This window comes from Streptomyces sp. NPDC006372 (assembly GCF_040612515.1).
Taxonomy (GTDB): Bacteria; Actinomycetota; Actinomycetes; order Streptomycetales; family Streptomycetaceae; genus Streptomyces.
On the sequence record NZ_JBEXQJ010000012.1, the window covers coordinates 158456 to 180959 of the forward strand.

At 72.6% G+C, this 22504-nt stretch carries 18 protein-coding genes; 9 read left to right on the forward strand and 9 right to left on the reverse strand.

The genetic code is table 11. From position 1 onward, the window contains the following. Positions 1–19: 19 nt before the first annotated feature. On the forward strand, positions 20–1429 hold the full coding sequence (locus tag ABZ016_RS20250) for an NAD(P)/FAD-dependent oxidoreductase (RefSeq protein WP_356918006.1): 1410 nt from the start codon (positions 20–22) through the stop codon (positions 1427–1429). Further along, complete coding sequence (locus ABZ016_RS20255) at positions 1426–1935, forward strand: O-acetyl-ADP-ribose deacetylase (RefSeq protein WP_356918007.1); 510 nt, start codon at positions 1426–1428, stop codon at positions 1933–1935. The genes ABZ016_RS20250 and ABZ016_RS20255 overlap by 4 nt, the downstream gene beginning before the upstream one ends. Before the next feature lie 30 nt (positions 1936–1965). On the opposite strand, the gene ABZ016_RS20260 is transcribed toward ABZ016_RS20255, so the two are convergent. Further along, a complete protein-coding gene (locus tag ABZ016_RS20260) occupies positions 1966–2799 on the reverse strand; it encodes a class II glutamine amidotransferase (RefSeq protein WP_356918008.1) in 834 nt (277 codons plus the stop codon). Between the two features lie 261 nt (positions 2800–3060). Here ABZ016_RS20260 and ABZ016_RS20265 point away from each other — a divergent pair, with 261 nt between their 5' ends. Beyond that, positions 3061–5745, forward strand: a complete 2685-nt coding sequence (locus ABZ016_RS20265; protein ID WP_356918009.1) for a LuxR C-terminal-related transcriptional regulator — start codon at positions 3061–3063, stop codon at positions 5743–5745. A 39-nt stretch (positions 5746–5784) separates the two neighbouring features. Here ABZ016_RS20265 and ABZ016_RS20270 read toward each other — a convergent pair whose 3' ends face one another. Beyond that, positions 5785–7194 carry a DUF2252 domain-containing protein gene (locus ABZ016_RS20270; RefSeq protein WP_356918010.1) on the reverse strand — a complete coding sequence of 470 codons (1410 nt, stop codon included), beginning with the start codon at positions 7192–7194 and terminating at the stop codon, positions 5785–5787. A gap of 3 nt (positions 7195–7197) precedes the next feature. Next, positions 7198–7809, reverse strand: a complete 612-nt coding sequence (locus tag ABZ016_RS20275; protein ID WP_356918011.1) for a potassium channel family protein — start codon at positions 7807–7809, stop codon at positions 7198–7200. 268 nt (positions 7810–8077) lie between these two features. On the opposite strand from ABZ016_RS20275, the gene ABZ016_RS20280 reads away from it, so the two are divergent. Both ABZ016_RS20280 and ABZ016_RS20285 read left to right on the forward strand, forming a co-directional pair. Next, positions 8078–8509 (forward strand): SHOCT domain-containing protein, encoded by a 432-nt coding sequence (locus ABZ016_RS20280; RefSeq protein ID WP_356918012.1) that lies wholly within the window; start codon positions 8078–8080, stop codon positions 8507–8509. A gap of 36 nt (positions 8510–8545) precedes the next feature. Further along, positions 8546–8992, forward strand: coding sequence for a hypothetical protein (locus ABZ016_RS20285; RefSeq protein WP_356918013.1), 447 nt, complete (start codon positions 8546–8548; stop codon positions 8990–8992). 34 nt (positions 8993–9026) lie between these two features. Here the strand turns inward: ABZ016_RS20285 and ABZ016_RS20290 are convergent, their stop codons facing one another. Then, entirely contained in the window at positions 9027–11084 is a 2058-nt protein-coding gene (locus tag ABZ016_RS20290; protein WP_356918014.1) for a SpoIIE family protein phosphatase, read from the reverse strand. Positions 11085–11478: 394 nt separating this feature from the next. Here ABZ016_RS20290 and ABZ016_RS20295 point away from each other — a divergent pair, with 394 nt between their 5' ends. Beyond that, complete coding sequence (locus tag ABZ016_RS20295) at positions 11479–15375, forward strand: glycoside hydrolase family 2 TIM barrel-domain containing protein (protein ID WP_356918015.1); 3897 nt, start codon at positions 11479–11481, stop codon at positions 15373–15375. A 27-nt stretch (positions 15376–15402) separates the two neighbouring features. Here ABZ016_RS20295 and ABZ016_RS20300 read toward each other — a convergent pair whose 3' ends face one another. Then, on the reverse strand, positions 15403–15768 hold the full coding sequence (locus ABZ016_RS20300; protein WP_356918016.1) for a metalloregulator ArsR/SmtB family transcription factor: 366 nt from the start codon (positions 15766–15768) through the stop codon (positions 15403–15405). Positions 15769–15910: 142 nt separating this feature from the next. On the opposite strand from ABZ016_RS20300, the gene ABZ016_RS20305 reads away from it, so the two are divergent. Both ABZ016_RS20305 and ABZ016_RS20310 read left to right on the forward strand, forming a co-directional pair. Beyond that, complete coding sequence (locus ABZ016_RS20305; protein ID WP_356918027.1) at positions 15911–17380, forward strand: AlkA N-terminal domain-containing protein; 1470 nt, start codon at positions 15911–15913, stop codon at positions 17378–17380. A 9-nt stretch (positions 17381–17389) separates the two neighbouring features. Continuing rightward, positions 17390–17872: a methylated-DNA--[protein]-cysteine S-methyltransferase gene (locus ABZ016_RS20310; RefSeq protein WP_356918017.1), complete on the forward strand. Its 483-nt coding sequence runs from the start codon at positions 17390–17392 to the stop codon at positions 17870–17872. Here the strand turns inward: ABZ016_RS20310 and ABZ016_RS20315 are convergent. From ABZ016_RS20315 to ABZ016_RS20330, 4 genes are all read right to left on the reverse strand, one after another. After that, positions 17869–18600 carry a Sir2 family NAD-dependent protein deacetylase gene (locus tag ABZ016_RS20315; RefSeq protein WP_356918018.1) on the reverse strand — a complete coding sequence of 244 codons (732 nt, stop codon included), beginning with the start codon at positions 18598–18600 and terminating at the stop codon, positions 17869–17871. The two genes, ABZ016_RS20310 and ABZ016_RS20315, sit on opposite strands and share 4 nt — an antisense overlap. An 81-nt stretch (positions 18601–18681) precedes the next feature. Beyond that, a complete protein-coding gene (locus ABZ016_RS20320; protein WP_356918019.1) occupies positions 18682–19176 on the reverse strand; it encodes an NUDIX hydrolase in 495 nt (164 codons plus the stop codon). A 28-nt stretch (positions 19177–19204) separates the two neighbouring features. Then, positions 19205–19660, reverse strand: a complete 456-nt coding sequence (locus ABZ016_RS20325; RefSeq protein ID WP_356918020.1) for a hypothetical protein — start codon at positions 19658–19660, stop codon at positions 19205–19207. 293 nt (positions 19661–19953) lie between these two features. Continuing rightward, a complete protein-coding gene (locus ABZ016_RS20330) occupies positions 19954–21024 on the reverse strand; it encodes an ADP-ribosylglycohydrolase family protein (RefSeq protein ID WP_356918021.1) in 1071 nt (356 codons plus the stop codon). 274 nt (positions 21025–21298) lie between these two features. Here ABZ016_RS20330 and ABZ016_RS20335 point away from each other — a divergent pair, with 274 nt between their 5' ends. After that, on the forward strand, positions 21299–22417 hold the full coding sequence (locus tag ABZ016_RS20335; protein ID WP_356918028.1) for a glycerate kinase: 1119 nt from the start codon (positions 21299–21301) through the stop codon (positions 22415–22417). The last annotated feature ends 87 nt before the right edge of the window (positions 22418–22504 follow it).

Sequence of the window (22504 nt, forward strand, 5' to 3'; positions counted from 1 at the left end):
GGGTCCGAAGGTGCCGTCGATGCTCGATGCCGTCGTGGTGGGTGCGGGGCCGAACGGACTGACCGCCGCCGTGGAACTGGCCCGCCGCGGCTTCTCCGTCGCCGTCTTCGAGGCCCGGGGCACCGTGGGCGGCGGAGCCCGCACCGAGGAGCTCACGCTCCCCGGCTTCCGGCACGACCCGTGTTCCGCCGCCCATCCGCTCGCCATCAACTCACCCGCTTTCCGCGCTCTCCCGCTCGAGCGTCATGGCCTGGAGTGGCTGCACGCCGAACTGCCCATGGCCCACCCCTTCCCGGACGGCACGGCGGCCGTGCTGGCCCGCTCGGTCGGCGAGACGGCCGCCTCCTTCGGGCCGCGCGACGCCGGGGTGTACCGCAGGCTCGTCGAGCCCTTCCTGCCCAAGTGGGACGTGCTGGCCCGCGACTTCATGTCGCTGCCGCTCACCGCGCTGCCCCGCGACCCGGTCACCCTCGCCCGCTTCGGCCTGGTCGGCCTGCCGCCGTCCACCCTGCTGATGCGCCGCTTCCGCGACGAACGGGCCAGGGCGCTGTTCGCCGGGCTCGTCGCCCATGTCATGGCGCCGCTCGGCGGCTTCGCCACCGGTGCCATCGGCCTGGTCTTCGCCCTCGCGGCGCACGCCCGCGGCTGGCCCGTCGCCCGCGGCGGCTCACAGGCCATCTCCGACGCCCTCGCGTCCTACCTGCGCGACCTCGGCGGCAGCGTCCACACCGACTACGAGGTCAAGCGCCTCGACGACCTGCCACCGGCCCGCGCCTACGTCTTCGACACCTCGCCCACCGCCCTGGCCCGCATCGCCGGCTTCGGCGACCACTACCGCAACTACCGCTACGGACCCGGCGTCTTCAAGATCGACTACGCGCTGGACGGCCCCGTGCCGTGGACCGCGAAGGAGGCCCGCGTCGCGGGAACGGTGCAGATCGGCGCGGACCGCGCGGAGATCGGCGCGGCCCTGCGCGCGGCGTCGAGGGAGGGCCGCGCCCCCGACAGGCCGTTCCTGATCACGGTCCAGCCGAGCGTCGTCGACCCCACCCGGGCCCCGGCGGGCAAGCACGTCTTCTGGGCCTACGGTCACGTCCCGCACGGCTGGAACGGCGACCTTACCGACGCCATAGAGCGCCAACTGGAGCGTTTCGCCCCGGGGTTCCGCGACCGCGTCCTGGCCCGGGCCACCGCCGGCCCGCCCGAACTCGCCGCCCGGAACGCCAACTACGTCGGCGGCGACATCGCCTCCGGCGCGGTCTCCGGCCTCCAGCTCATGCTGCGCCCGAAGCTCACCCTCTCCCCGTACACGACGCCCCACCCGGCCGTCTTCATCTGTTCGTCGGCGACCCCGCCGGGGCCCGGCGTGCACGGCATGTCGGGGCACAACGCCGCGAAGGCCGTCTGGAAGCGACTGAGGCAGACATGACCCTCATCGAACTGGTCCAGGGCGACATCACCCGCGAGAGCGCCGACGCGATCGTCAACGCGGCCAACTCCTCGCTGCTGGGCGGGGGAGGGGTCGACGGGGCGATCCACCGGCGCGGCGGCCCCGCGATCCTCGAGGAGTGCCGGGGGCTCCGTGCCGGGCACTACGGCAAGGGCCTGGCCACCGGCAAGGCCGTCGCCACCACCGCCGGCGACCTGGACGCCCGCTGGGTGATCCACACCGTCGGCCCGGTCTTCAGCGCCACCGAGGACCGCTCCGGCCTCCTCGCCTCCTGCTACCGCGAGTCCCTGCGGATCGCCGACGAACTCGGCGCCCGTACCGTCGCCTTCCCGGCGATCTCCACCGGCGTCTACCGCTACCCGATGGAGGACGCGGCCCGGATCGCGGTGGACGCGGTGCGGGCGGCGAAGACCGACGTCGAGGAGGTCCGGTTCGTGCTCTTCGACGAGCGTGCCTACGAGGCGTTCGCCGCGCGACTGCGCTGACGCCGTGGCGGCCGGGAGCCGCGGCCGGGTTCAGACGGGCTCGGGCTCGAAGTGCCGCAACACGTCCCGGCCGCGCTGGACGACGCCGTACGTGCTCTCCGGTACGGCGTTCCAGACGCCCGGGAGATCGCCCAGCGGCTCCGACACGACCAGGCGGGTCTCCTCCGAGATCTGCCGCAGGAACGCGAGGTCCGGGTGGAGGGCGCGCACGTCCTCCACCCGGCTGCTGTAGTACAGCGACCGCGAAGCCCTGCCGCTGGAGTAGCGGAAGAACCACACCGTTTCGCCGTCGGTCACGGCGATCGTCATCTGGAGCGGTTCCGGCACCCCGTGCTCGTGCCCCAGCCGTTCGACGAGCCCCGCCATCCGCGCCACCGCGCCCGGCGGGTCGCCGTCGAGCCCGAGGGTGAGGGCCACATGGAACATCACCTCGGAGTCGGTCGTCCCCTCGAGCGACGGGAACAGCACCGGGTCGACGGCCAGCATGAGGTCCCGGCGCACCTCATGGAAGCCGCTGATCGCGCCGTTGTGCATCCACATCCACCGCCCGTGCCGGAACGGGTGGCAGTTGGTCTGCTGCACCGCGGCCCCGGTCGAGGCACGCACATGGGCGAAGAACAGCGGCGAGCGGACGTGGTCGGCGATCTCCCGGAGGTTGCGGTTGCTCCAGGCGGGCCCGGTGTCGCGGATGATGGCGGGAGTGCGCAGATGCGACGCGTACCAGCCGACTCCGAAGCCGTCCCCGTTGGTGGTCTCGACGCCCATCCGCGCGTGCAGGCTCTGGTCGATCAGCGAGTGCTCCGAGCGGTACAGCACATCGTCGAGCAGCACGGGAGTGCCCGAGTAGGCGAGCCAGCGGCACATGGTCGGTACCCCCGTTCCGGGCCGCCCCGGGCGTACCGTGCGGCTGCGTGGGTGGTGAGTGCGGATCCGTCTCCCGCCCGTGTGCTCCCAGCGAACCCCGGCCCGGCGGGTGCCCGCATCGCCCATGGCGGGTGGTTGCCCCGCGCCCGTGACCGGCCGGGTGTGACCCGGCCCGGGCATGCGTGGGGGAGGGAACACTGAGATCCTGAGCGAGACGAGTACTGCTCGTGTCCTGACGGACGACAGGCGGTGGTGAGCACCATGGCCGCAACCGACGTGACCGGTACGGAGCCTGCGTTCACGGGCATCGATCCGACCGGCGACCCACTGCTGCGCACCCGGTTCGCCCTGCCGGAGCGGCCCGCCACGTTCCTGCGCCGGACCCGTCTGGCCCGCCACCTCGACCAGGCCCTCGACACGCCCCTGACGATGGTCAACGGTTCGGCCGGCGCCGGCAAGACCCTCCTGGCCGCCGACTGGGCCGCCGGCCTGCGCACTCCGGTCGCCTGGCTCACGACCGACACCACCGACCAGGCCCCCGGGGTCTTCTGGGCCTATCTGCTCGAGGCGCTGCGTGCCGCCGGCGTACCCGTGGCGGGTGAGGTCGGCTGCCCGGCGGAGGCCGGCCGCGTCGACCGGCGCACGCTGACCTGCCTCGCCGCCGACCTCGAGAACCGGGACCACACCACCGTCGTCGTCCTCGACGAGTTCGACCGGGTCACCTCGCCCGAGATCGCGGAACAGCTGGAGTTCGTCCTGCGCCACGCCGGACGGGGCCTGCGCCTGGTCCTCGTCACCCGCACGGAGCCCCTGTTGCCGCTGCACCGGTACCGGGCCTCGGGGGAACTCACCGAGATCCGGGACGCGGAGTTGGCCTTCACCTCGGAAGAGGCCCACGAGCTGCTGTCCCGGCACGGCCTGCACCTGCCCGCGAGCGCGGTCCGTGCCCTGGTCGAGCGGACCCAGGGCTGGGCCGCGGGTCTCAGCCTGTGCGCGCTGGCCGCCCGGCAGGGCCCGGACCCCCAGGCCTATGTGAAGCAGTTCGAGGCCGACCACAGCACGGTGGCCGACTTCCTGCTGGCCGAGGTGCTCGACCGGCAACCACCCGGCACCCAGGACCTGCTGCTGCGCATCAGCGTCCTGGACCGCTTCTGCCCCGACCTGGTGAACGCCCTGACGCAGCGTGGTGACGCGGAGTCGATCCTGGCCGTGCTGCAGCGCCAGAACGCGTTCGTCCACTACCTCGGCCACTCCTGGTACACCCTGCACCCCCTCTTCGCGGAGATCCTCCGCGCCCACCTCCGGGAGCGCCTGCCCGGCCTGGAACCGCAACTGCGTGGCCGGGCCGCACGGTGGCTGCGCCGCTCCGGAGCCCTCCTCGACGCGCTCGTCCAGGGCGCGGCGGCCGACGACTGGGAGTTCACCACCCGAGCGGTCGTCGACGACCTGGCGATCGGGCAGCTCTTCACCGGCCTGCGCTCCGAGGACCTGTCCGCCCTGTTCGCACGGATGAGCTCCGAGGTCAGTGGCCCGGCGCCCGACCTCGTCCGCGCGGCACGCGAGCTGGCGGGGCACGACCTCGAACACGGCCTGACCCATCTGCGCCGGGCCGAGGAGCAACTGGCCGGGGACGGGACCGACCCGACGCGGGGGCGGCTCAGCTGCGCCCTGCTGGAAGCCCTGGCGGGACGGCTGACCGGATCGCCGGGCAGAGCGGAGCGCGCCGCCGAGCAGGCGCGGGTCCTCCGGCAGGACGTCCCCGCCCAGCTCCTCGACGAGCACCCGGAACTCACCGCCCTCCTGCTCGCCCACCTCGGCTCCGCCCGCCTGTGGGCGGGGCGTTTCGACGACGCCCGGTCCGCCCTGTCGGCGGTCGCGGCGCACCCGGACGGAGCGGCGATGGCGTTGCCCCGGTGGGAGGCTCTCGGACAGCTGGCGCTGATCGACTACCTGAACGGCTGGCCCGCCCGGGCGGAACACAAGGCCCGGGCGGCGGCCGGCCAGGCGGAGCACTACAGCCTGCCCCACCGGTCCGGGTCCGGCACCGGCCCCCTCGTGCTGGCCGCCGTGCACATCGACCGCGACGAACTCGACGAGGCCCAGGCGCTCCTCGACGCGGCGGCCGGCCCACCGTCGCTCGTCGAGGACCCGGTGTGGGAGGCGGGCCGGACCCTCACCCGGGGGCGCCTGCTGCTGGCCAGGGGGGATGCCCGGGGCGCGCTGGCAGCGGCTGAGGCGTCCGTGCCGGCGGCCGTGAGCTCACCCTGGGCGCGGGACCACAGCGCCCTGCTCGCGTCCGCCGCGCACCTGGCGGAAGGGCGTACCGAGCTGGCCGGGAAGGTCGTGGAGCCGGTGGCACGGCACCGGATGGCCTGTGCGGTCGGGGCGGCGCGGGCCCGGCTCGCGGCGGGGCGCCCCGAGGAGGCGCTCGACATCATGGACGGCCTGCCCGAGGACGACCGGCCCGGCCCGGCGGTCACCGTCCGCGCCACGCTGGTACGCGCCCAGGCCGCCCACGAGACCGGGGACCAGGAGGGTGCCCGCCGTCTCGTCGCCCGCGCGCTCCTCGACGGCCGGCGCGAGCGGCTGCGCCGGCCGTTCCGGGAAGCCGGCCCCTGGCTCCGCCCGCTGCTGAGCACCGGCCGGCCACGGGAACTGGCCGAGGGCTGGCTCGTCTCCGGCCACGGCCGCTACCGCGTGTCCGGGCACACCCCGCCGCACACCCCGCAGGCCCCGGCCCCGGACCTGGCCGTCGAGGAACTGAGCCTCCGGGAGCGGGACGTGCTGCGCGGACTGTCCCAGATGATGTCGACGCAGGAGATCGCCGCCGACCTCCACCTCTCCGCGAACACCGTCAAGACCCACCTCAAGAGCATCTACCGCAAGCTCGCGGTGAGCCGCCGCGCCGACGCCGTACGCCGCGCTCGCGACCTGCACCTGCTGTGAACCCTCCAGACGCCCCGGCTCCCGGAATGACCCGGACGATCACAGAGTCGCCGTGGGGATCCGGCCGGAGCGGGCCGCGGTGCCCAGCGCCGCGAAGTCCCGCTCGTTCTGATCGGCGTAGGCCTGCGCGAACGAGGTGAGCGCGCGGTCGAAGCGGTCACTGCCACCCAGGTAGGCGGCGATGGCGACGGGGTCGCCCGAGCGGGCGTGGGCCCGGGCCAGGCTCGCCCCGCACAACCGCGCGAACAGCCGCAGCATGCCCGGGCTCATGGTGTCCGGACGCGCGATGCCCTTCCAGTCCCGCAACTGCCGTACGTAGAAGTCCCGCTCGTGCCCGTCGAGGCCGACCGCGTGCGTCCAGCCCAGCAGGATGTCACTGGTGGTCTGGATCAGCCGCTGTCCCGCGACCACGCGGTGGCCCTGGTTGTCGTAGCGGTCCCCGTCGGTGTGAGCCGCGAGCACCGACTCCTGCGCCTCCTTGGCCTGGAGCAGCAGCGGATCGTCGTCGTCCCGGCCGAGCAGGAGCACGATCCAGCACCGGGTGCCGACACTGCCGACCCCGACCACCTTGCGGGCGATGTCCACCAGGCGGTAGCGGCCCAGCAGGTGCCGGCGCTCGGAGGACAGGGACCGGGCGTACCCCTCCAGGACGGCACGCAGCTCCTTCTCCTGCCCGTGCGACGAAGAGTCGCTCACCAGGTCCCGCAGCGGCGTGATCAGCGGCGGGTCGGGCGCGATCCGCCGCCCCTCGGCCGTCGCCCGGGTGAGTTTCGCGAAGGCCTGGAGGCCGGTGCGGGTGCGGGCCTTCGCCGTGGCCTCGGCGGTGCGGCGCCTCGTGTCCTTGGTCATCGACGCGGCCATCAGCTCCCGCAGCTGGTCGGCGTCGTCCTGCGCGTACCAGATGTCCAGGGTGCGCATGCCGGCGAACTCCCGCATCCGCTGCCGGTAGGCCCGTACGCACGCCTGCACCGCGCTGTCCTGCACCGCGGTCTCGAAGCCGTCGGCGCGGCCCGCGATGGCGAAGCTGGCCGCCAGCCGCTTCACGTCCCACTCGAACGGTCCGTCCAGTGTCTCGTCGAAGTCGTTGATGTCGAAGACCAGATGGCGCTCCGGCGAGGCCAGCAGCCGGAAGTTCAGCAGATGGGCGTCGCCGCAGAGCTGCACCCGCAGACCGGTGTCCGTCATGGCCCCCAGGTCGGCGGCCATGACGGCCGCCGCGCCCCGGTAGAAGCGGAACGGGGACTCGAGCATCCGGGCATAGCGGATCGGCACCAGATCCGCCACCCGGGTCGCCGACTGGCGCTCCACCACGTCGACCGGGTCGAACCGCTCCAGCTCCGCCTCGAAGGAGCCGTGGGACGAACGCGGGACCCGCCGCCGCGCGCTCCGGCCCGCGGCCGCTCGTTCGGCCGGTGACAGGAAGGTCGTCCCGGGGCTCGTCACGGTCATGGCTCAGTCCTCCGGCCGGTGGGGGAAGTCGTCCGGCTCGCGTCCCTGCCTCCGCAGGCCGGCCTGCACCGCGCCGGCGAGGATCCGCGCGGCGACGCCCACCAGCAGCACCCCGCCCAGCATCTGAAACATCGTCAGCACGCGTCCCGTCTGGGAACGGGCCACGATGTCGCCGTAGCCGACGGTGGTGAACGTCGTGAGCGTGAAGTACAGGGAGTCCGTCTTGGTCAGCGGCTCGCTGAACGAGCCCGGGGTGGTGTGCTCCAGCAGGAAGTAGGCGCTCGCGAAGAGCAACACGAACATCGCCAGTGTGGCGGCCAGGGCCTCGACGGCCTTCAGCCGGGGATGGGGTGAGGACACGATGGCCCGCACCTCCCACCAGAAGACCACGACGACCAGCAGCAGGCCGCAGGCGAGCAGCGCCGAGGAGCCGCCCGTGCTGCGCCCGTCCAGGGGCAGCACGTAGTAGACGGTGACCAGCCCGACCGCGATGAGGGCGGCACGCACGAGGGCGAAGACCGCCGCGCGCCGCCGCGGGCCCCGCCCCCGGCGCTGGTGCTCCCGCACCCGCGGGGGCCGGGCGGGCCCGGTCCGGGCAGCCGCTGGACGGTCCATCTCGTGTCTCTCGGTCGCTCTCTCGGTCGGGTCGGACGCAGTGTCCACTTCACCGCCGCGGCGCCGGGTACGGATCACCCACCGCGGGTGACCCGGTGCCGGGCCGCGTGCGGGCCCGATCGGAGCGGCCCGGCACCGTTCCCGGCCCGGGCGGACCCCGCCGCCGGACGGTCACCCGCCCCGGGTGAGGCGGCCGGGCCAGGGCCGTGAGCACGCTGGGAGCGGCACGGTACGGCTGCCGGGCGTGGGTCCGGGACGGAGGAGTGACATGAGTGGGCAGACCTATCTCGCGTATGACTTTCCGTTGCTGAGCAGCTTCTGGGCGATCCTGTTCTTCTTCCTCTGGATCATGTGGATCGTGCTGCTGTTCCGGGTGGTCCTCGACATCTTCCGGGACGACTCCCTGACCGGCTGGGGCAAGACAGGCTGGCTGGTCTTCTGCGTCCTCCTGCCCTTCCTCGGCGTCTTCGTCTACGTCGTCGCCCGCGGCAAGGACATGGGCCGCCGGGAGACGGCCCATGCCCGCGAGCAGCAGCAGGCGCTCGACAGCTACATCAGGGAGACCGCCAAGGGGGGCGGCAGCAGCGCCGACGAACTCGCCAGGCTGTCGGAGATCCGCGCCCGCGGCGACATCACGGACGAGGAGTTCCGCAGGGCGAAGGAGATGGTCCTGAGCGGCAGCGGCCGGTCGGCACCCTGACCCCGATCTCTCCACCCGGCGAAAAGAGGAAGCACGATGACCGCCACCCACCCGGCCCGGCCGCACACCGCGAAGCGCGAATGGGCCGTCGGCACCATGGCCCTCGGGGCCGTCATGCTCATGATCGCCGGGATTCTGGCCATCATGCGCGGTATCGCGGGGATCGCCGAGGACGACGTGTTCGTCACCACCCCCAACTACGTCTTCAGGTACGACCTCACGGGCTGGGGCTGGGTCCACCTGATCCTGGGCGCGGTCGCCGTGGCCGTCAGCATCGGGCTGTTCCAGGCGTCGACGTGGGCGCGCGTGGCCGGCGTCGGCATCGCCGGACTCGTCATCATCGCCAACTTCCTCTCCCTGCCGTCCTATCCGGTCTGGTCGTTGGTGATGATCGCGATCTCCGGGCTCATCATCTGGGCGTTGTGCACCGTCCGCAAGGACGACGCCTGGGCGCCGTTCGAACAGCCGCCGGGCAATCCGTGAGACACGACCGCGTCCGCACTGTGCAGTGTCTCGGTCAGCTCGGCGACCAGGCCCGAGTGCGGACCAGCAGGAGGGCGACGTCGTCGTCGGGTTCCGGGCTGAGCGCGCTGAGCAGGCTGTCGCTGGTGCGCTGCAGGCTGGGTCCCGCGTTCTGCACATGACGGGTCAGCGTGGTGAGGCCGGTGTCGATCGGCTCCCCGCGGTTCTCCACCAGCCCGTCGGTGTACAGGGCGAGCAGCGAGCCCGGGGCGAGCTCCACCTCCACGGTGCCGAACTCCACGCCGCCCACCCCGAGCGGGACACCGCCGGGCACCTCCACGAGCTCGGCGCTGCCGTCCGCCCCGGCGAGCACGGGCGGCAGGTGACCCGCGCTGGACAGCGCGCAGGTGCCGGCCCGCAGGTCGCACACGGCGTACACGCACGTGGCGATCGCGTCCCCGAGCGAACCGGCGATGTCGTCGAGGTGCCGCAGCAGTTCGGCGGGCGGCAGGTCCAGCCGGGCCAGGGCCCGGGTCGCCGTGCTCAGCTGCCCCATGATCGCCGCGGCCTGGACGCCCTTGCCCATGACGTCGCCCACGACGAGCCCGGTGCGGCCCGGCCCCAGCGGCAGCACGTCGTACCAGTCTCCGCCGACTTCGCTGAGGGCCGGGCGGTAGCGGGCGGCGATGTCGAGCCCCTCCCGCTCGGCGGGCGTGGCCGGGAGCAGGCTGCGCTGCAGCGTCAGGGCGGTGCCGCGCTCGCGGCCGTAGAGGCGGGCGTTGTCGATGCAGATCGCGGCGCGCGCGGCGAGTTCCGAGGCGAGCACCCGGTCCCGGTCGTCGAAGGGGCGCTCGGTGATCGTGCGGTACAGGGTGAGCGTGCCGAGCACCTTGCCCCGGGCCATCAGCGGCAGCGCCAGGTAGGAGTGCGCGCCGGCCTCGCGCAGGGTCCGGGCGGCCCGGGCGTCCCGGGCGACGCGCCGCATCATCTTCGCGTCCACGCGTTCGACCAGGACCGGGCGGGCGCTGCGGACGCACTGCGTGATGACCCGTGACGGACCGTAGGTGGCGAGCTCGCCGACCGGGTCGGCGGCGTGGATGGCGTCGGTGGGGTAACCGGCCGCGACGGCCAGTGCCCTGAACTCGGCGGGCGCGCCGCCCGACACCGGCGCGATGGTGCCGTGCGCCACGACGGACTCCAGGACGTCCACGGCGGCCAGGTCGGCGAGGTGCGACACCACCACGTCGGCCAGTTCCCGGGCGGTCTGCCGGAGGTCCAGCGTGGTGCCGATCCGCACCCCTGCTTCGGCGATCACCGACAGATGCCGGCGGGCCTGCGCGACCTCGGCGGCGGCCTGCTGGCGCTCGGTGACGTCCAGCACGGCCATCGCGAGGCCCAGCACCCGGCCGTCGGTGTCCTCGATGCGGTGGTACGACTCCGAGTAGGCGCGGACCTCCTCGTCCACCGCCGTACGGCCGATGGTCTGCTGGTCGAGCAGGGGGCTGCCGGTCTTGAGGACGTGCCGCATCCGGTTCTCGATGGCCGCCACGTCCAGGTCCGGAAGCACCTCCGCGACCCGGCGCCCCCGCAGGGCCTCCTCGGGCACACCGTTGATCCGCTCCAGCGCGGGGTTGACGCCGACCCAGCGCAGGTCGTTGTCGAAGACGGCGATGCCGAGGGGTGTCTGGTTGACGAGGCTGTGCGAGAGGGCGAGGTCCCGCTCCACGTTCCGTACGGTCGTCGCGTCCGCGGCGAGTCCGAGCAGGTGGGGCTGGCCCTCGGGGTCCAGCAGCCGCATGGTGCGGAACTCCACGGCGCGTTCCGTGCCGTCCTTGTGCCGCAGCGGGAAGACCCCGGCCCAGCGGTCCCCGGCTCTGACCTGCGCGAACAGCTCCCTGCCCCGGGGGCGGTTCTCCGGCGCGACCAGGAGCGTGTCGGCGCGCTGCCGCAGGGCCTCGGCCGCGGTCCAGCCGAGCAGCTGCTCGATCTCGGGGCTCCAGAGCGCGATGTGCCCGCCCGCGTCCAGGACCACGGCGGCGACCTTCAGGAGGTCCAGAAGTCCGCCGGGCGCGGCCGTGACGGCATCGCCGTCCGAGGTCGCATACCCGTTCATCCGAGCCGCTCCTTCCGGCGCGGCAAAAGGTACCGCCAAGATCCGTCACGCGGGCTGTCCGATGAGGTCACAGTAAGTCGGGCGGGCGGCACTGTCGCGCCGAAACGGCAAAAAACCGAGGTCCGCGCACCTGGAGTCCGCGGGGGCATCGAGGACACGCGGGTTCCCTTCGCCAAGGGAGATGGCGCTAACCATCAGGACCGCACAAAGTCCGACGCGGTCATTGCTTCGATTGTGTTCGAGTCCTAGGGTGTGCCTGCTCAGCAGTTGCTCTGTCACCGTCAGTTGCAACGTGTCCCAACAGAATCTCCCACCTCGGGAAGGCAGTTGAGGGCCGCAGCTGATGGGCCCTCAGTCCGTGCAGCACCCTGTCGAACCGAGGAAGGCCACGGTCATGCCGCACCCGCACCCACACCCGTCCCCCATCGACCGGCCCGTCGTCAGCCGTCGCCGTCTGCTGGAGGGAGGAGCCGCCGTGCTCGGCGCGCTCGCCCTGTCCGCGTCGCCCGTCGCGGCGTACGGGGCCGGCCGGCGCCCCGCGGCGGACGGACCTCCGGAGTGGAACGACGGCCTGTCCGTGTACCGCGTGGGCACCGAGCCGCCGCACACCACGCTCACGCCGTACGCCGACCTCGGCCAGGCCCTCAAGGGCGACCGCGAGCGCTCGCCGTACCGGATGAGCCTCGACGGCACCTGGAAGTTCGCCTACGCGGACCGCCCCGACGACCGCGACCCCGACTTCCACCGCACCGACGTCGACGACTCCGGCTGGGACACCATCCCCGTGCCCTCGGCCTGGCAGCTGCACGGCTACGACTTCCCGATCTACATCAACATCACCTACCCCTGGTGGGGCCCCAACGGCGGCGGTGAGGACGCCCAGCCGCCGGCGGCCCCCACTCGCTACAACCCCGTCGGCCAGTACCGCCGTACGTTCACGGTGCCCCGCGACTGGAAGGGCCGGCGCACCTTCCTGCACTTCGAGGGCGTCAAGTCCGCCCACTACGTGTGGATCAACGGCGAGTTGGCGGGCTACCACGAGGACTCCTACACCTCCGCCGAGTACGACATCACCCGCCACCTCAAGCCCGGCACCAACCAGATCGCCGTCGAGGTGTACCGCTACTCCGACGCGGAGTGGCTGGAGGACCAGGACATGATCCGGCTGAGCGGCATCTTCCGCTCGGTCCACCTGTACTCCACGCCGAACGTGCACCTGCGCGACTTCCGCCTGGACACCCCGCTCGGCAACGGCTACACCTCCGCCGAACTCGAGGTCACCGCGCACGTCCGTGACTACGGGGGAGAGGGCGGCGGCCGGTACACCGTCGAGACCCAGCTGTACGACGCGCGCGGCCACGCCGTCTGGTCGCGCCCGCTGAACGGGTCCGTCGACGTCCCGGACGGCGACGAGGCCACCGTGGAGACGTCGAGAGCCGTCTCCGCGCCGAAACTCTGGTCGGCCGAGCACCCGAACCTCTACACCGCCGTGCTGCGCCTGCGCGACCCGGCGGGCAAGGTGATCGAGACCCTCTCGCACCGGGTCGGCTTCCGCGAGTTCGCGCTCAAGGACGGCCTGATGCGCATCAACGGCAAGCCGGTCTCCCTCCGCGGCACCAACCGGCACGAGATGCACCCCGTCACCGGCTCGGCGCTCACCCGCGAGCAGATGGTCGAGGACATCGAGATCATCAAGCGGCTCAACATCAACAGCGTCCGCACCTCGCACTACCCCAACAACCCGTTGTGGCTCGAACTCGCCGACGAGTACGGCCTGTACCTCGTCGACGAGACCAACCTCGAGACCCACGGCATCCGCGACAAGTTCCCCGGCAGCGGCCACCCGGAGTGGACCGAGGCGTGCGTGGTCCGCGCCCAGAACATGGTGCACCGGGACAAGAACCACGCCTCGGTGGTCATCTGGTCGCTCGGCAACGAGGCGGGCGGCGGCACGACCTTCAACGCCATGCACGACTGGATCCGCTCCTACGACGCCACCCGCGTCATCCAGTACGAGGGCGACGACCGCCCGGGCATCAGCGACATCCGCTCCGAGATGTACGACAGTCCGCAGCGGGTCGAGCAGCGCGCCAAGGACACCGGTGACACCCGGCCGTACGTGATGGTCGAGTACTCCCACGGCATGGGGAACTCCAACGGCAACTTCAAGAAGTACTGGGACATCGTCCGCCGTTACGACGTCCTCCAGGGCGGCTGGATCTGGGACTTCGTCGACCAGGCCCTGGCCTGGCCCACCCCCTCCCGCAAGCTGCTGACCGAGTCGGGGCCGGGCGCCCTGCGCGGCGAGATCATCGCGCCGAGCGGCACCTTCGACCGCGCCGAGGGCGTCTTCGGCGGCACCGTCTTCCCCCGCGACACCCGCCTCGACCTCACCGGCTCCCTCACCCTGGAGGCCTGGGTCACCCCGGGCGTGACCGGCGGCCACCAGCCCCTCATCGCCAAGGGCGACACCCAGTACGCCCTCAAACAGACCGACAGGACGCTGGAGTTCTTCATCCACGGCGGCGGCCAGTGGGTCACCGCGAGCTGGGCGCTGCCCGACGGCTGGACGGGCAAGGAGCATCACATCGCCGGAGTCTTCGACGCGGACGCCGGCACACTCACCCTGTACGTCGACGGCCAGGAACGCGGCACCAGGACGACCACCCGGCGCCCCGCGAACAACACCGCGTCCCTGTCCCTCGCCACCGACGTCGACAACCCGACGCGGGAGTTCAGCGGCACCGTCCGCCGGGCCCGCGTGTACGCCCGGGCGCTGAGCGCCGCCGAACTGGCCTCAGACACCCGGAAGCCGGACGACGAGGGCGTGCGGTTCTGGTTCGACGCCGCCACCGCCGGCCTCACCGAGAAGCGCCCGCGCGACAAGACGTTCTACGCCTACGGCGGCGACTGGGGCGACAACCCCAACGACGGTGCCTTCTCCGGCGACGGCATCGTCACCGCAGACCGCGGCCTCACCGGCAAGTCCGCCGAGGTCAAGCAGATCTACCAGGCCATCAACGCCGCCCCCGCCGCGGGCGGCCCCGGTGCCGTCAAGCTCACCAACGAGTACCTGTTCACCAACCTGCGTGAGTTCGAGGGCCGTTGGTCCCTCGTCGCCGACGGCGAGGTCGTCCAGCGCGGCCGGCTGACCCGCGACCAGCTCGACGTCGCCCCGCTGACCACCAAGGACGTCAAGGTGCCGGTGCGGCTGCCGGCGAAGCCCGAACCGGGCACCGAGTACTTCCTGGAACTCTCCTTCACCACCAAGGAGCCCACCAAGTGGGCGAAGGCGGGCTTCGAAGTGGCCAAGCAGCAACTCGCCCTCGATGCCGGAAGTCCCGCGGTGAAGGCGGTACCGCTGCGCAGCGTGCCCGCCCTGCGGTACACCGACCGGGACGACGACGTCACCGTCCGGGGCAAGGGCTTCTCGGTCACCGTCGGCAAGAGCACCGGAACCATCACCTCGTACGAGGCCTCCGGCACGCGTCTGATCACCTCCGGCCCCGTCCCGAACTTCTGGCGGGCACCCACCGACAACGACCGGGGCAACGGCCATCACACCCGCAACCAGGTGTGGCGGGACGCCGGAGCGCGGCGGAAGGTGGCGGACGTCCAGGTGCGGCCGCTGGGGGAGCGGGCCGTCGAGATCACGTTCACCGGCACCCTGCCCACCACCCCGGAGTCCACGTACAGCACGACGTACACGGTCTTCGGCAACGGCGAGATCAAGGTCGGCAACACCCTGCACCCGGGCGCGTCGAACCTGCCGTACATCCCCGAGGTCGGGAACCTGCTGTTCCTGCCGCGCCGGCTGGACCGGCTGCACTACTACGGCCGGGGCCCCGAGGAGAACATGTGGGACCGCAACAACGCCACCGACGTGGGCCTGTACTCCGGCACCGTCTCCGGGCAGTGGACCTCCTACCTGCGGCCGCAGGAGAACGGCAACAAGACCGACGTCCGCTGGGCCGCGCTCACGGACGGCAGCGGGCGCGGACTGCTCGTCTCCGGTGAGCCGCTGCTGGAGGTCAACGCCTCGCACTTCACCCCCGAGGACCTGTCGGTCGGCGCCCGCCACGACTACCAGCTCACTCCCCGGGACGCCGTGGTCCTGCGGGTCAACCACCGCCAGATGGGCGTGGGCGGGGACAACAGCTGGGGCGCCCACACCCACGACGAGTTCAAGCTGCTCGCCGACCGCGACTACACGTACACCTACCGCCTGCGTCCGCTGACGCGGGTGAGCGAGGCGATGGAGGCCTCGCGGCGGCCGACGGCCACCGAGTAGCGCAGACGGTGCGACAGCGGCGCCGCCTCAGTCGGCGGCGTCGCTGATGCCCAGGCGCAGGTGCTCCACGTGGTACACGGCCTGGTCGAGGAGCTCGGCGACATGGTGGTCGTGCAGCGCGTACACCACCGAACGGCCCTGCCGCTCTCCCACGACCAGGCCCAGGTTGCGCAGCAGCCGCAGTTGGTGCGAGCAGGCCGACTGCTCCATGCCCACCTCGGCCGCCAACTCGGTGGCCGGCAGCGGGCCTTCGCGCAGCCGCGCCAGGATCAGCAGGCGGGAGGGCGTGGACAGGGCCTGGAGCGTGGTGGCGACCTTCGCGACGTTGTCCGCGTCCAGGCGTACGCGCTCGGCGGCGGCGTCCTGCGCGGGGATGACGGCTCCATGACCCATGACGTCATCGTACCGGTCACACACGAACACATGAATGAATATTCATCTGTCCCGGTGCGACGGTGGGCACCCGCACGTCGATGTCGTATTCTCGCCAGCCCGGTGCCGCCCGGTGTCCGATGCTGGACGCATGCAGATGGGGATGCACACCGACACAGAACGCTGCGTACGCGCCGTCCGGTCCAAGGACGCCCGCTTCGACGGGTGGTTCTTCACGGCCGTCCTGACGACAGGCATCTACTGCCGTCCCAGTTGCCCGGTCGTGCCGCCCAAGCCGGAGAACATGGTCTTCCACCCGAGCGCGGCGGCATGTCAGCAGGCCGGTTACCGGGCCTGCAAGCGCTGCCGGCCCGACACCAGCCCCGGCTCCCCGGAGTGGAACCAGCGGGCCGACCTCGTGGCCCGCGCCATGCGGCTGATCGCCGACGGCGTCGTGGACCGGGAGGGCGTGCCCGGCCTCGCCGGCCGCCTCGGCTACAGCACCCGGCAGGTCGAGCGCCAGCTGCTCGCCGAACTGGGTGCGGGGCCGCTCGCGCTCGCCCGCGCCCAGCGCGCCCAGACGGCCCGGTTGCTCATCGAGACGACGTCCCTGCCGATGGCACAGATCGCCTTCGCGGCCGGCTTCGCCTCCATCCGCACCTTCAACGACACGGTCCGCGAGGTCTTCGCCCTGTCCCCGAGCGAGCTGCGCGACCGCGCCCCGAAGCGGCAGGGCGCGAGCACCCCCGGCGCGCTGTCGCTGCGGCTGCCGTTCCGCGCCCCGCTCAACCCCGACAACCTCTTCGGCCACCTCGCAGCGACGGCGGTACCCGGTGTGGAGGAGTGGCGGGACGGCTCCTACCGGCGCACGCTGCGGCTTCCGTACGGCCACGGCATCGTCGCCCTCACACCGGGCACCGACCACATCGGCTGCCGCCTCACCCTCAGCGACCTGCGCGATCTGACCGTCGCCATCAGCCGCTGCCGCCGCCTGCTCGACCTGGACGCCGACCCGGTCGCCATCGACGATCAGCTGCGCACGGACCCGGTCCTGGCGCCGCTGGTCGACAAGGCGCCCGGCCGGCGCGTCCCGCGCGCGGTGGACGAGGCGGAGTTCGCAGTCCGGGCCGTGCTGGGCCAGCAGGTCTCCACCGCCGCAGCCCGCACCCACGCGGCCCGCCTGGTCACCGCGCACGGCGAACCGGTCGACGACCACGAGGGCGGCCTCACCCGTCTCTTCCCGGCGCCGGAGACCCTCGCGGAGGTGGACCCGGAGACCCTGGCGATGCCCCGCACCCGCCGCACGACCTTCACCACCCTGGTCCGCCGGCTCGCCGACGGCGACCTCCACCTGGGCGTGGAGAGCGACTGGCCGCGGACCCGCGCCCAGCTCCTCGCCCTGCCCGGCTTCGGTCCCTGGACGGCCGACGTCATCGCCATGCGCGCCCTCGGCGACCCGGACGCCTTCCTCCCCACCGACCTCGGCATCCGCCGCGCCGCCCGTGAGCTGGGCCTGCCGTCGACCCCGGCCGCGCTCACGGCCCGCGCGGCGGCCTGGCGCCCCTGGCGGGCCTATGCCGTCCAGTACCTCTGGGCGACCGACAGCCACCCGATCAACTTCCTTCCGGTATAGGGACGTTCCATGAAGCAGCACACCGTGACCGACAGCCCGTACGGCCCGCTCACCCTCGTCGCCGACGACGGCGTCCTGTGCGGCCTCTACATGACGGACCAGCGCCACCGCCCACCCGAGGAGACCTTCGGCACCCGCGACGACACCCTGTTCGCGGAGGCGGAGGAGCAGCTGAAGGCCTACTTCGCGGGCGAGCTCCAGGAGTTCACGCTCGAACTGCGCCTGACGGGCACCTCCTTCCAGCGCACCGTCTGGGACCAGCTGCGCCGCATCCCGTACGGCGAGACCCGCACCTACGGCGAACTCGCCGACGCCCTGGGAACCCCCACCGCCTCACGCGCGGTCGGCCTCGCCAACGGCCGCAACCCCGTCGGCATCATCGTGCCCTGCCACCGCGTCGTCGGCGCGAACGGCAGCCTCACCGGCTACGGCGGCGGCCTGGACCGCAAACGCCGGCTGCTGGCCTTCGAGAGCGGGGCCGCGCTGTTCTAGGCGGCGTCACCGAGGGTGCGCAACAGCTCGGGCAGGGCCGTTCCGATGGGTTCACGGACGAGCTCGTCGGCCCGGTCGTCGTACGGCGTCGGCTCGGCGTTGACGATGACCAGCCGGGCGCCGTGGTCGGCGGCGACACCGGCGAGGCCGGCGGCGGGCTGGACCTGCAGGCTCGTGCCGACGGCGACGAACACCTGGCAGGCCTTGCTGATGGCGACCGCCTCGCCGAGCACGACGGGGTCGAGCCGCTCGCCGAACATCACCGTCGCCGACTTCAGGATTCCGCCGCACTCCAGACACGGCGGGTCGTCCTCACCGGCCTCGACCCGGGCGAGCGCGTCCGTCATCGGGCCGCGGGCGTGGCAGCCCGTGCACACGAAGCTCCGCGCCGTCCCGTGCAGTTCGAGGACCTTGCGGTCGGGCATCCCGGCGAGCTGGTGCAGCCCGTCCACGTTCTGTGTGATGACCCGCACGGGCACCCCCGACCGCTCCAGGTCGGCGACGGCCCGATGGGCGGTGTTGGGCTCCGCCTGGAGGGTCCGGTTCTTCCGCCGCATCTGCCAGGAGCGGCGGCGGATCTCCGGGTCGCCCATGTAGTACTCGTACGTCACGAGCTTCTCGGCATCGGGATCCCGTCGCCACAGCCCGTTCGGCCCGCGGTAGTCCGGGATCCCGGAGTCCGTGCTGATACCGGCGCCGGTGAGGAGCGCGACGAGTGGCTTGCCCATGTCACCGAGGGTAGGCCGGGCGGTGCCTGAGCGGCGAGCGGATATCGAACGGGACGTCGAGGGGTGAGCGGCCGGAGCCGGTCAGGACACCCGGTGCCCGTTCTCCAGCTCCGCCGTGCCCGAGCCGTCCGCCAGGACGTCCAGCCCGGCCAGGACACGCCGGCCGAGGGCGCCCGGCAGGTACTCGGTCAGCTCCTCGTGCGGGACCAGCCGCCAGGACAGCAGTTCCGCCTCCTGGAGGCGGATCGCCTTGAAGTCGTCCTCGCCGAGGACCCCGCCGTCGTAGAGGTACGCCACCAGCGGCGGACGCCCCGGGCCGTGCACCCAGTCCACCGCCAGCAGCCGTCCCAGCTCACGGTCCAGGCCGATCTCCTCGGCCGTCTCGCGTCGCGCGCCCTGCCGCGGGCTCTCGCCGTCGTCGGACTCGATCGTGCCGCCGGGCAGCGTCCAGCCCTCCCGGTAGTTGGGCTCGACGAGCAGGACCCGGCCCTCGCCGTCCCGGAAGAGCGCGGCGGCGCCGGCCAGGACGCGGGGCAGGGACGCGATGTAGGCGGCGAAGTCAGGAGAGGTGGTCATCGGTGCAGGGTAACCACCGGGTGCCGGCTCAGCCGCAGGGGAAGACGTAGTCGGACTTGTAGTTGATGTAGAGGCTGCTGGAGGAGGAGCCCATCTTGGCGGTCACCGGGGCGCAGGCGAAGCTGGAGACGTACACCGGGCCGGCGTACTCGCTGAAGTTGCCCGAGTCCTTGTCGCAGGAGGTGCCGCCGACCTTGCAGACCTGCACGAGCATGTACTGCGACTTGCCGACGTTGTTGTCGAGGATGACGCAGCCCTTGCCGCCGTTCTCGTAGGCGAAGAGGGTGCCCAGCCGCTCACTGGGGTCGGTGCCGACGGGCAGCGGGATCGCCTTGCTCAGGGTGTAGCCGCTGCCGCACACGGTGGCGGCGGACGCCGAGGCCGTGGGCTGCTCGGCGGCGACGGCCTGCGGGGCGGTGAGGACGGCGGCGGTCAGGACGGACACGGAGGCGGCGGCGCGGACAGCGGTTCTGAGACGAGACATGACAAGCAGGCGCTTTCTGTCAGGGGTGAGACGCGGGCCCAGTGACTGGAAACGATCGGATGATCCGATGGCCAGATCACTTTACGATCGGGTTTGATCGGTATCGGCGGCTCGCGGCCAAGTGGCCGGAATCAGCCGGATGGAAGCGCTTCCAAGCGGAACGGTGTTCTGAACTCCGACGTCCTGGCTGATACTGGGCGGTCCTGAGGCCCGGGCCGCGAAGCGGAAGACCGGGCGGGACGCCGTGCGCGCCGGGGAATGGCCGGTTCGATCCGGTCAGGCCTCCAGCTCCGTCAGGCCTCCAGCTCCGCCAGCCGCAGCGTCCGCTCGGCGAGCTCGCTGATCCGCACCCCGTCGAAACCGAACACCGCACTGCGGACCGTGTCCTCCAGCGGCACCTTCCACTGGTCGGGGATGGCCGCGGCCCCGCCGAAGACACCCGCCACCGACCCCGCCGTCGCGCCGTTGGAGTCGGTGTCCAGACCGCCGCGGACGGTCAGGGTGATGGTGCGGGTGAAGTCGCCGTCGCCGTAGAGCAGGCCGGCGGTGAGGACGGCCGCGTTCGGGACGGTGTGGATCCAGCCCATCCCGGTGGTCTCCCCGGCGACCGTGGTGAGCGTGTCCTCCCAGGACATCCGGGTGTCGTGCAGGGACACCACCCGGCGCACCGTACGGGCCAGGCGGCTGCTCGCCGGGATCACGGCCAGGGCCTGGTCGACGGCGTGCCGCACCGTCGGCGCCGTGAACGCCGCCGCGATCAGCGCCGCCGCCCACATCGCCCCGTAGACCCCGTTGCCGGTGTGCGACAGCACCGCGTCCCGGCGCGCCAGCGAGGCGGCCCGGCGGGGCACACCCGGGCAGGTCCAGCCGTAGATGTCGGCGCGGATGAGGGCGCCGATCCACTCCTGGTACGGGTTGTCGTACGTGGCGGTCAGCGGCGGTCTGAGCCCGTCCGCGAGGTTGCGGTACGCGGCCCGCTCGGCGGTGAACGTCTGGAGGTACGGCAGCCGCAGCAGCCACAGGTCGCCGACCTGCTCGGTGCTGAAACCGAAGCCGTGGGTCTCCAGCAGGTCCAGGCCGAGGATCGCGTAGTCGATGTCGTCGTCCCGGCAGCTGCCGTGGATCCGGCCGCGCACGCACTGGCGCCATTCGGGGCGCAGCACGGCTCCGTCGTCGCCGGTGGGTTCGGGGAGGTAGTCGGTGAGGGGCAGGGCTGCGGCCTGTCTGAGGTAGCGGTCGATGCGGTCGCGTGTCCACACCTCGCCCTGTTCGACCGGCTTGCCGAGCATGTTTCCCGCGATGCGGCCGGTCCAGCCGCCGAGGATGCGGTCGGACAGCGCCGTTTCGTTGTCGACGAGGGTCATGGTGTTGGTCTACCCGTTTCGTGCGGGTGCCTATGGGGGCGGGGCTGCGGGTTGCGCTCGCGGCCGCGGGTTCGCTGTGGTCGGTCGCGCAGTTCCCCCGCGCTCCTGAGGCGAAGGCCCCCTGGTCCATGAGATGGGCACGGGCTGACGGCGGACGTGTCCTCCGGTTAAGGTCGCTGCGGCGCGACTGGCCCTGACGTGCGTGAGGGCCCGGAGAGCAAGGGGAGTGCAAGTGGCGGACGCTGCAGTGAGCGACACCCGCGGGACACGGCGGGTGCTCGTCGCCGCGGACAAGTTCAAAGGGTCCCTGACGGCCGTGGAGGTCGCCGAGCGGGTGACGGCCGGGCTGCGCCGGGTCGTACCGGGCCTCGCGGTCGAGGCGCTGCCCGTGGCCGACGGCGGCGACGGGACGGTGGCCGCGGCGGTCGCGGCCGGGTTCGAGCGCCGGGAGGTACGGGTCGCGGGCCCGCTCGGCGACGAGGTGACCGCGGCGTTCGCGCTGCGCGAGGGCACCGCGGTCGTGGAGATGGCCGAGGCGAGCGGGCTCCAGCGGCTGCCCGCCGGGGTCTTCGCACCGCTCACGGCGTCCACGTACGGCTCCGGCGAGCTGCTGCGGGCCGCGCTGGACGCCGGCGCCCGCACGATCGTCTTCGGGGTCGGCGGCAGTGCCACCACGGACGGCGGCGCGGGCATGCTGTCCGCGCTCGGCGCCCGGTTCCTGGACGCGGACGGCGAGCCGGTACCGCCGGGCGGTGGTGGCCTCGCCGGTCTGGCCGACGCCGATCTGTCGCACCTCGACCCCCGGCTCGACGGGATCGAACTCGTCCTCGCCAGCGACGTGGACAACCCGCTGACCGGCCCCAAGGGCGCGCCCGCGGTCTACGGCCCGCAGAAGGGCGCCTCGCCGGACGACGTGGAGGCTCTGGACGCCGCCCTCGCGCACTTCGCGAAGGTCCTGGAGGGAGCGGTGGGCCCGAAGGCCGCCGAGTACGCCGCCTCGCCGGGCGCGGGTGCCGCCGGCGGCATCGGCTACGGCGCCCTGCTGCTGGGCGCCCGGTTCCGCCCCGGGATCGAGGTGATGCTCGACGTCCTGGGCTTCGCCCCCGCCCTGGACCGCGCCGACCTGGTGATCACGGGTGAGGGCTCCCTCGACGAGCAGACCCTCCACGGCAAGGCCCCCGCGGGTGTCGCCGCGGCGGCGCGTGCGGCCGGCAAGGACGTCGTCGCGGTCTGCGGCCGCCTGGCCCTGCCCCCGGAGACCCTGGGCCGCGCCGGCTTCCGCCGCGCGTACCCCCTGACGGAGGCGGAGCCGGACGTCGCGAAGTGCATCGCGGAGGCGGGCCCGATCCTGGAGAGGGTGGCGGAGCACATCGCGAGGGACTTCCTGACCTGAGCCTGATCCTGTCCGGCCTGAGCCGGGCTCCCCACCCGGACCGCACGGCCTCCCGGCCGCTCCTCCTGCCCGGCCGTGCCGTACAGA

Excerpts from the sequence above, each read along its gene's own strand:
- ABZ016_RS20250 (WP_356918006.1), top strand. The coding sequence starts at position 20 with ATGCTCGATGCCGTCGTGGTGGGTGCGGGGCCGAACGGACTGACCGCC.
- ABZ016_RS20255 (WP_356918007.1), top strand. The coding sequence starts at position 1,426 with ATGACCCTCATCGAACTGGTCCAGGGCGACATCACCCGCGAGAGCGCC.
- ABZ016_RS20260 (WP_356918008.1), bottom strand. The coding sequence starts at position 2,799 with ATGTGCCGCTGGCTCGCCTACTCGGGCACTCCCGTGCTGCTCGACGAT.
- ABZ016_RS20265 (WP_356918009.1), top strand. The coding sequence starts at position 3,061 with ATGGCCGCAACCGACGTGACCGGTACGGAGCCTGCGTTCACGGGCATC.
- ABZ016_RS20270 (WP_356918010.1), bottom strand. The coding sequence starts at position 7,194 with ATGACCGTGACGAGCCCCGGGACGACCTTCCTGTCACCGGCCGAACGA.
- ABZ016_RS20275 (WP_356918011.1), bottom strand. The coding sequence starts at position 7,809 with ATGGACCGTCCAGCGGCTGCCCGGACCGGGCCCGCCCGGCCCCCGCGG.
- ABZ016_RS20280 (WP_356918012.1), top strand. The coding sequence starts at position 8,078 with ATGAGTGGGCAGACCTATCTCGCGTATGACTTTCCGTTGCTGAGCAGC.
- ABZ016_RS20285 (WP_356918013.1), top strand. The coding sequence starts at position 8,546 with ATGACCGCCACCCACCCGGCCCGGCCGCACACCGCGAAGCGCGAATGG.
- ABZ016_RS20290 (WP_356918014.1), bottom strand. The coding sequence starts at position 11,084 with ATGAACGGGTATGCGACCTCGGACGGCGATGCCGTCACGGCCGCGCCC.
- ABZ016_RS20295 (WP_356918015.1), top strand. The coding sequence starts at position 11,479 with ATGCCGCACCCGCACCCACACCCGTCCCCCATCGACCGGCCCGTCGTC.
- ABZ016_RS20300 (WP_356918016.1), bottom strand. The coding sequence starts at position 15,768 with ATGGGTCATGGAGCCGTCATCCCCGCGCAGGACGCCGCCGCCGAGCGC.
- ABZ016_RS20305 (WP_356918027.1), top strand. The coding sequence starts at position 15,911 with ATGCACACCGACACAGAACGCTGCGTACGCGCCGTCCGGTCCAAGGAC.
- ABZ016_RS20310 (WP_356918017.1), top strand. The coding sequence starts at position 17,390 with ATGAAGCAGCACACCGTGACCGACAGCCCGTACGGCCCGCTCACCCTC.
- ABZ016_RS20315 (WP_356918018.1), bottom strand. The coding sequence starts at position 18,600 with ATGGGCAAGCCACTCGTCGCGCTCCTCACCGGCGCCGGTATCAGCACG.
- ABZ016_RS20320 (WP_356918019.1), bottom strand. The coding sequence starts at position 19,176 with ATGACCACCTCTCCTGACTTCGCCGCCTACATCGCGTCCCTGCCCCGC.
- ABZ016_RS20325 (WP_356918020.1), bottom strand. The coding sequence starts at position 19,660 with ATGTCTCGTCTCAGAACCGCTGTCCGCGCCGCCGCCTCCGTGTCCGTC.
- ABZ016_RS20330 (WP_356918021.1), bottom strand. The coding sequence starts at position 21,024 with ATGACCCTCGTCGACAACGAAACGGCGCTGTCCGACCGCATCCTCGGC.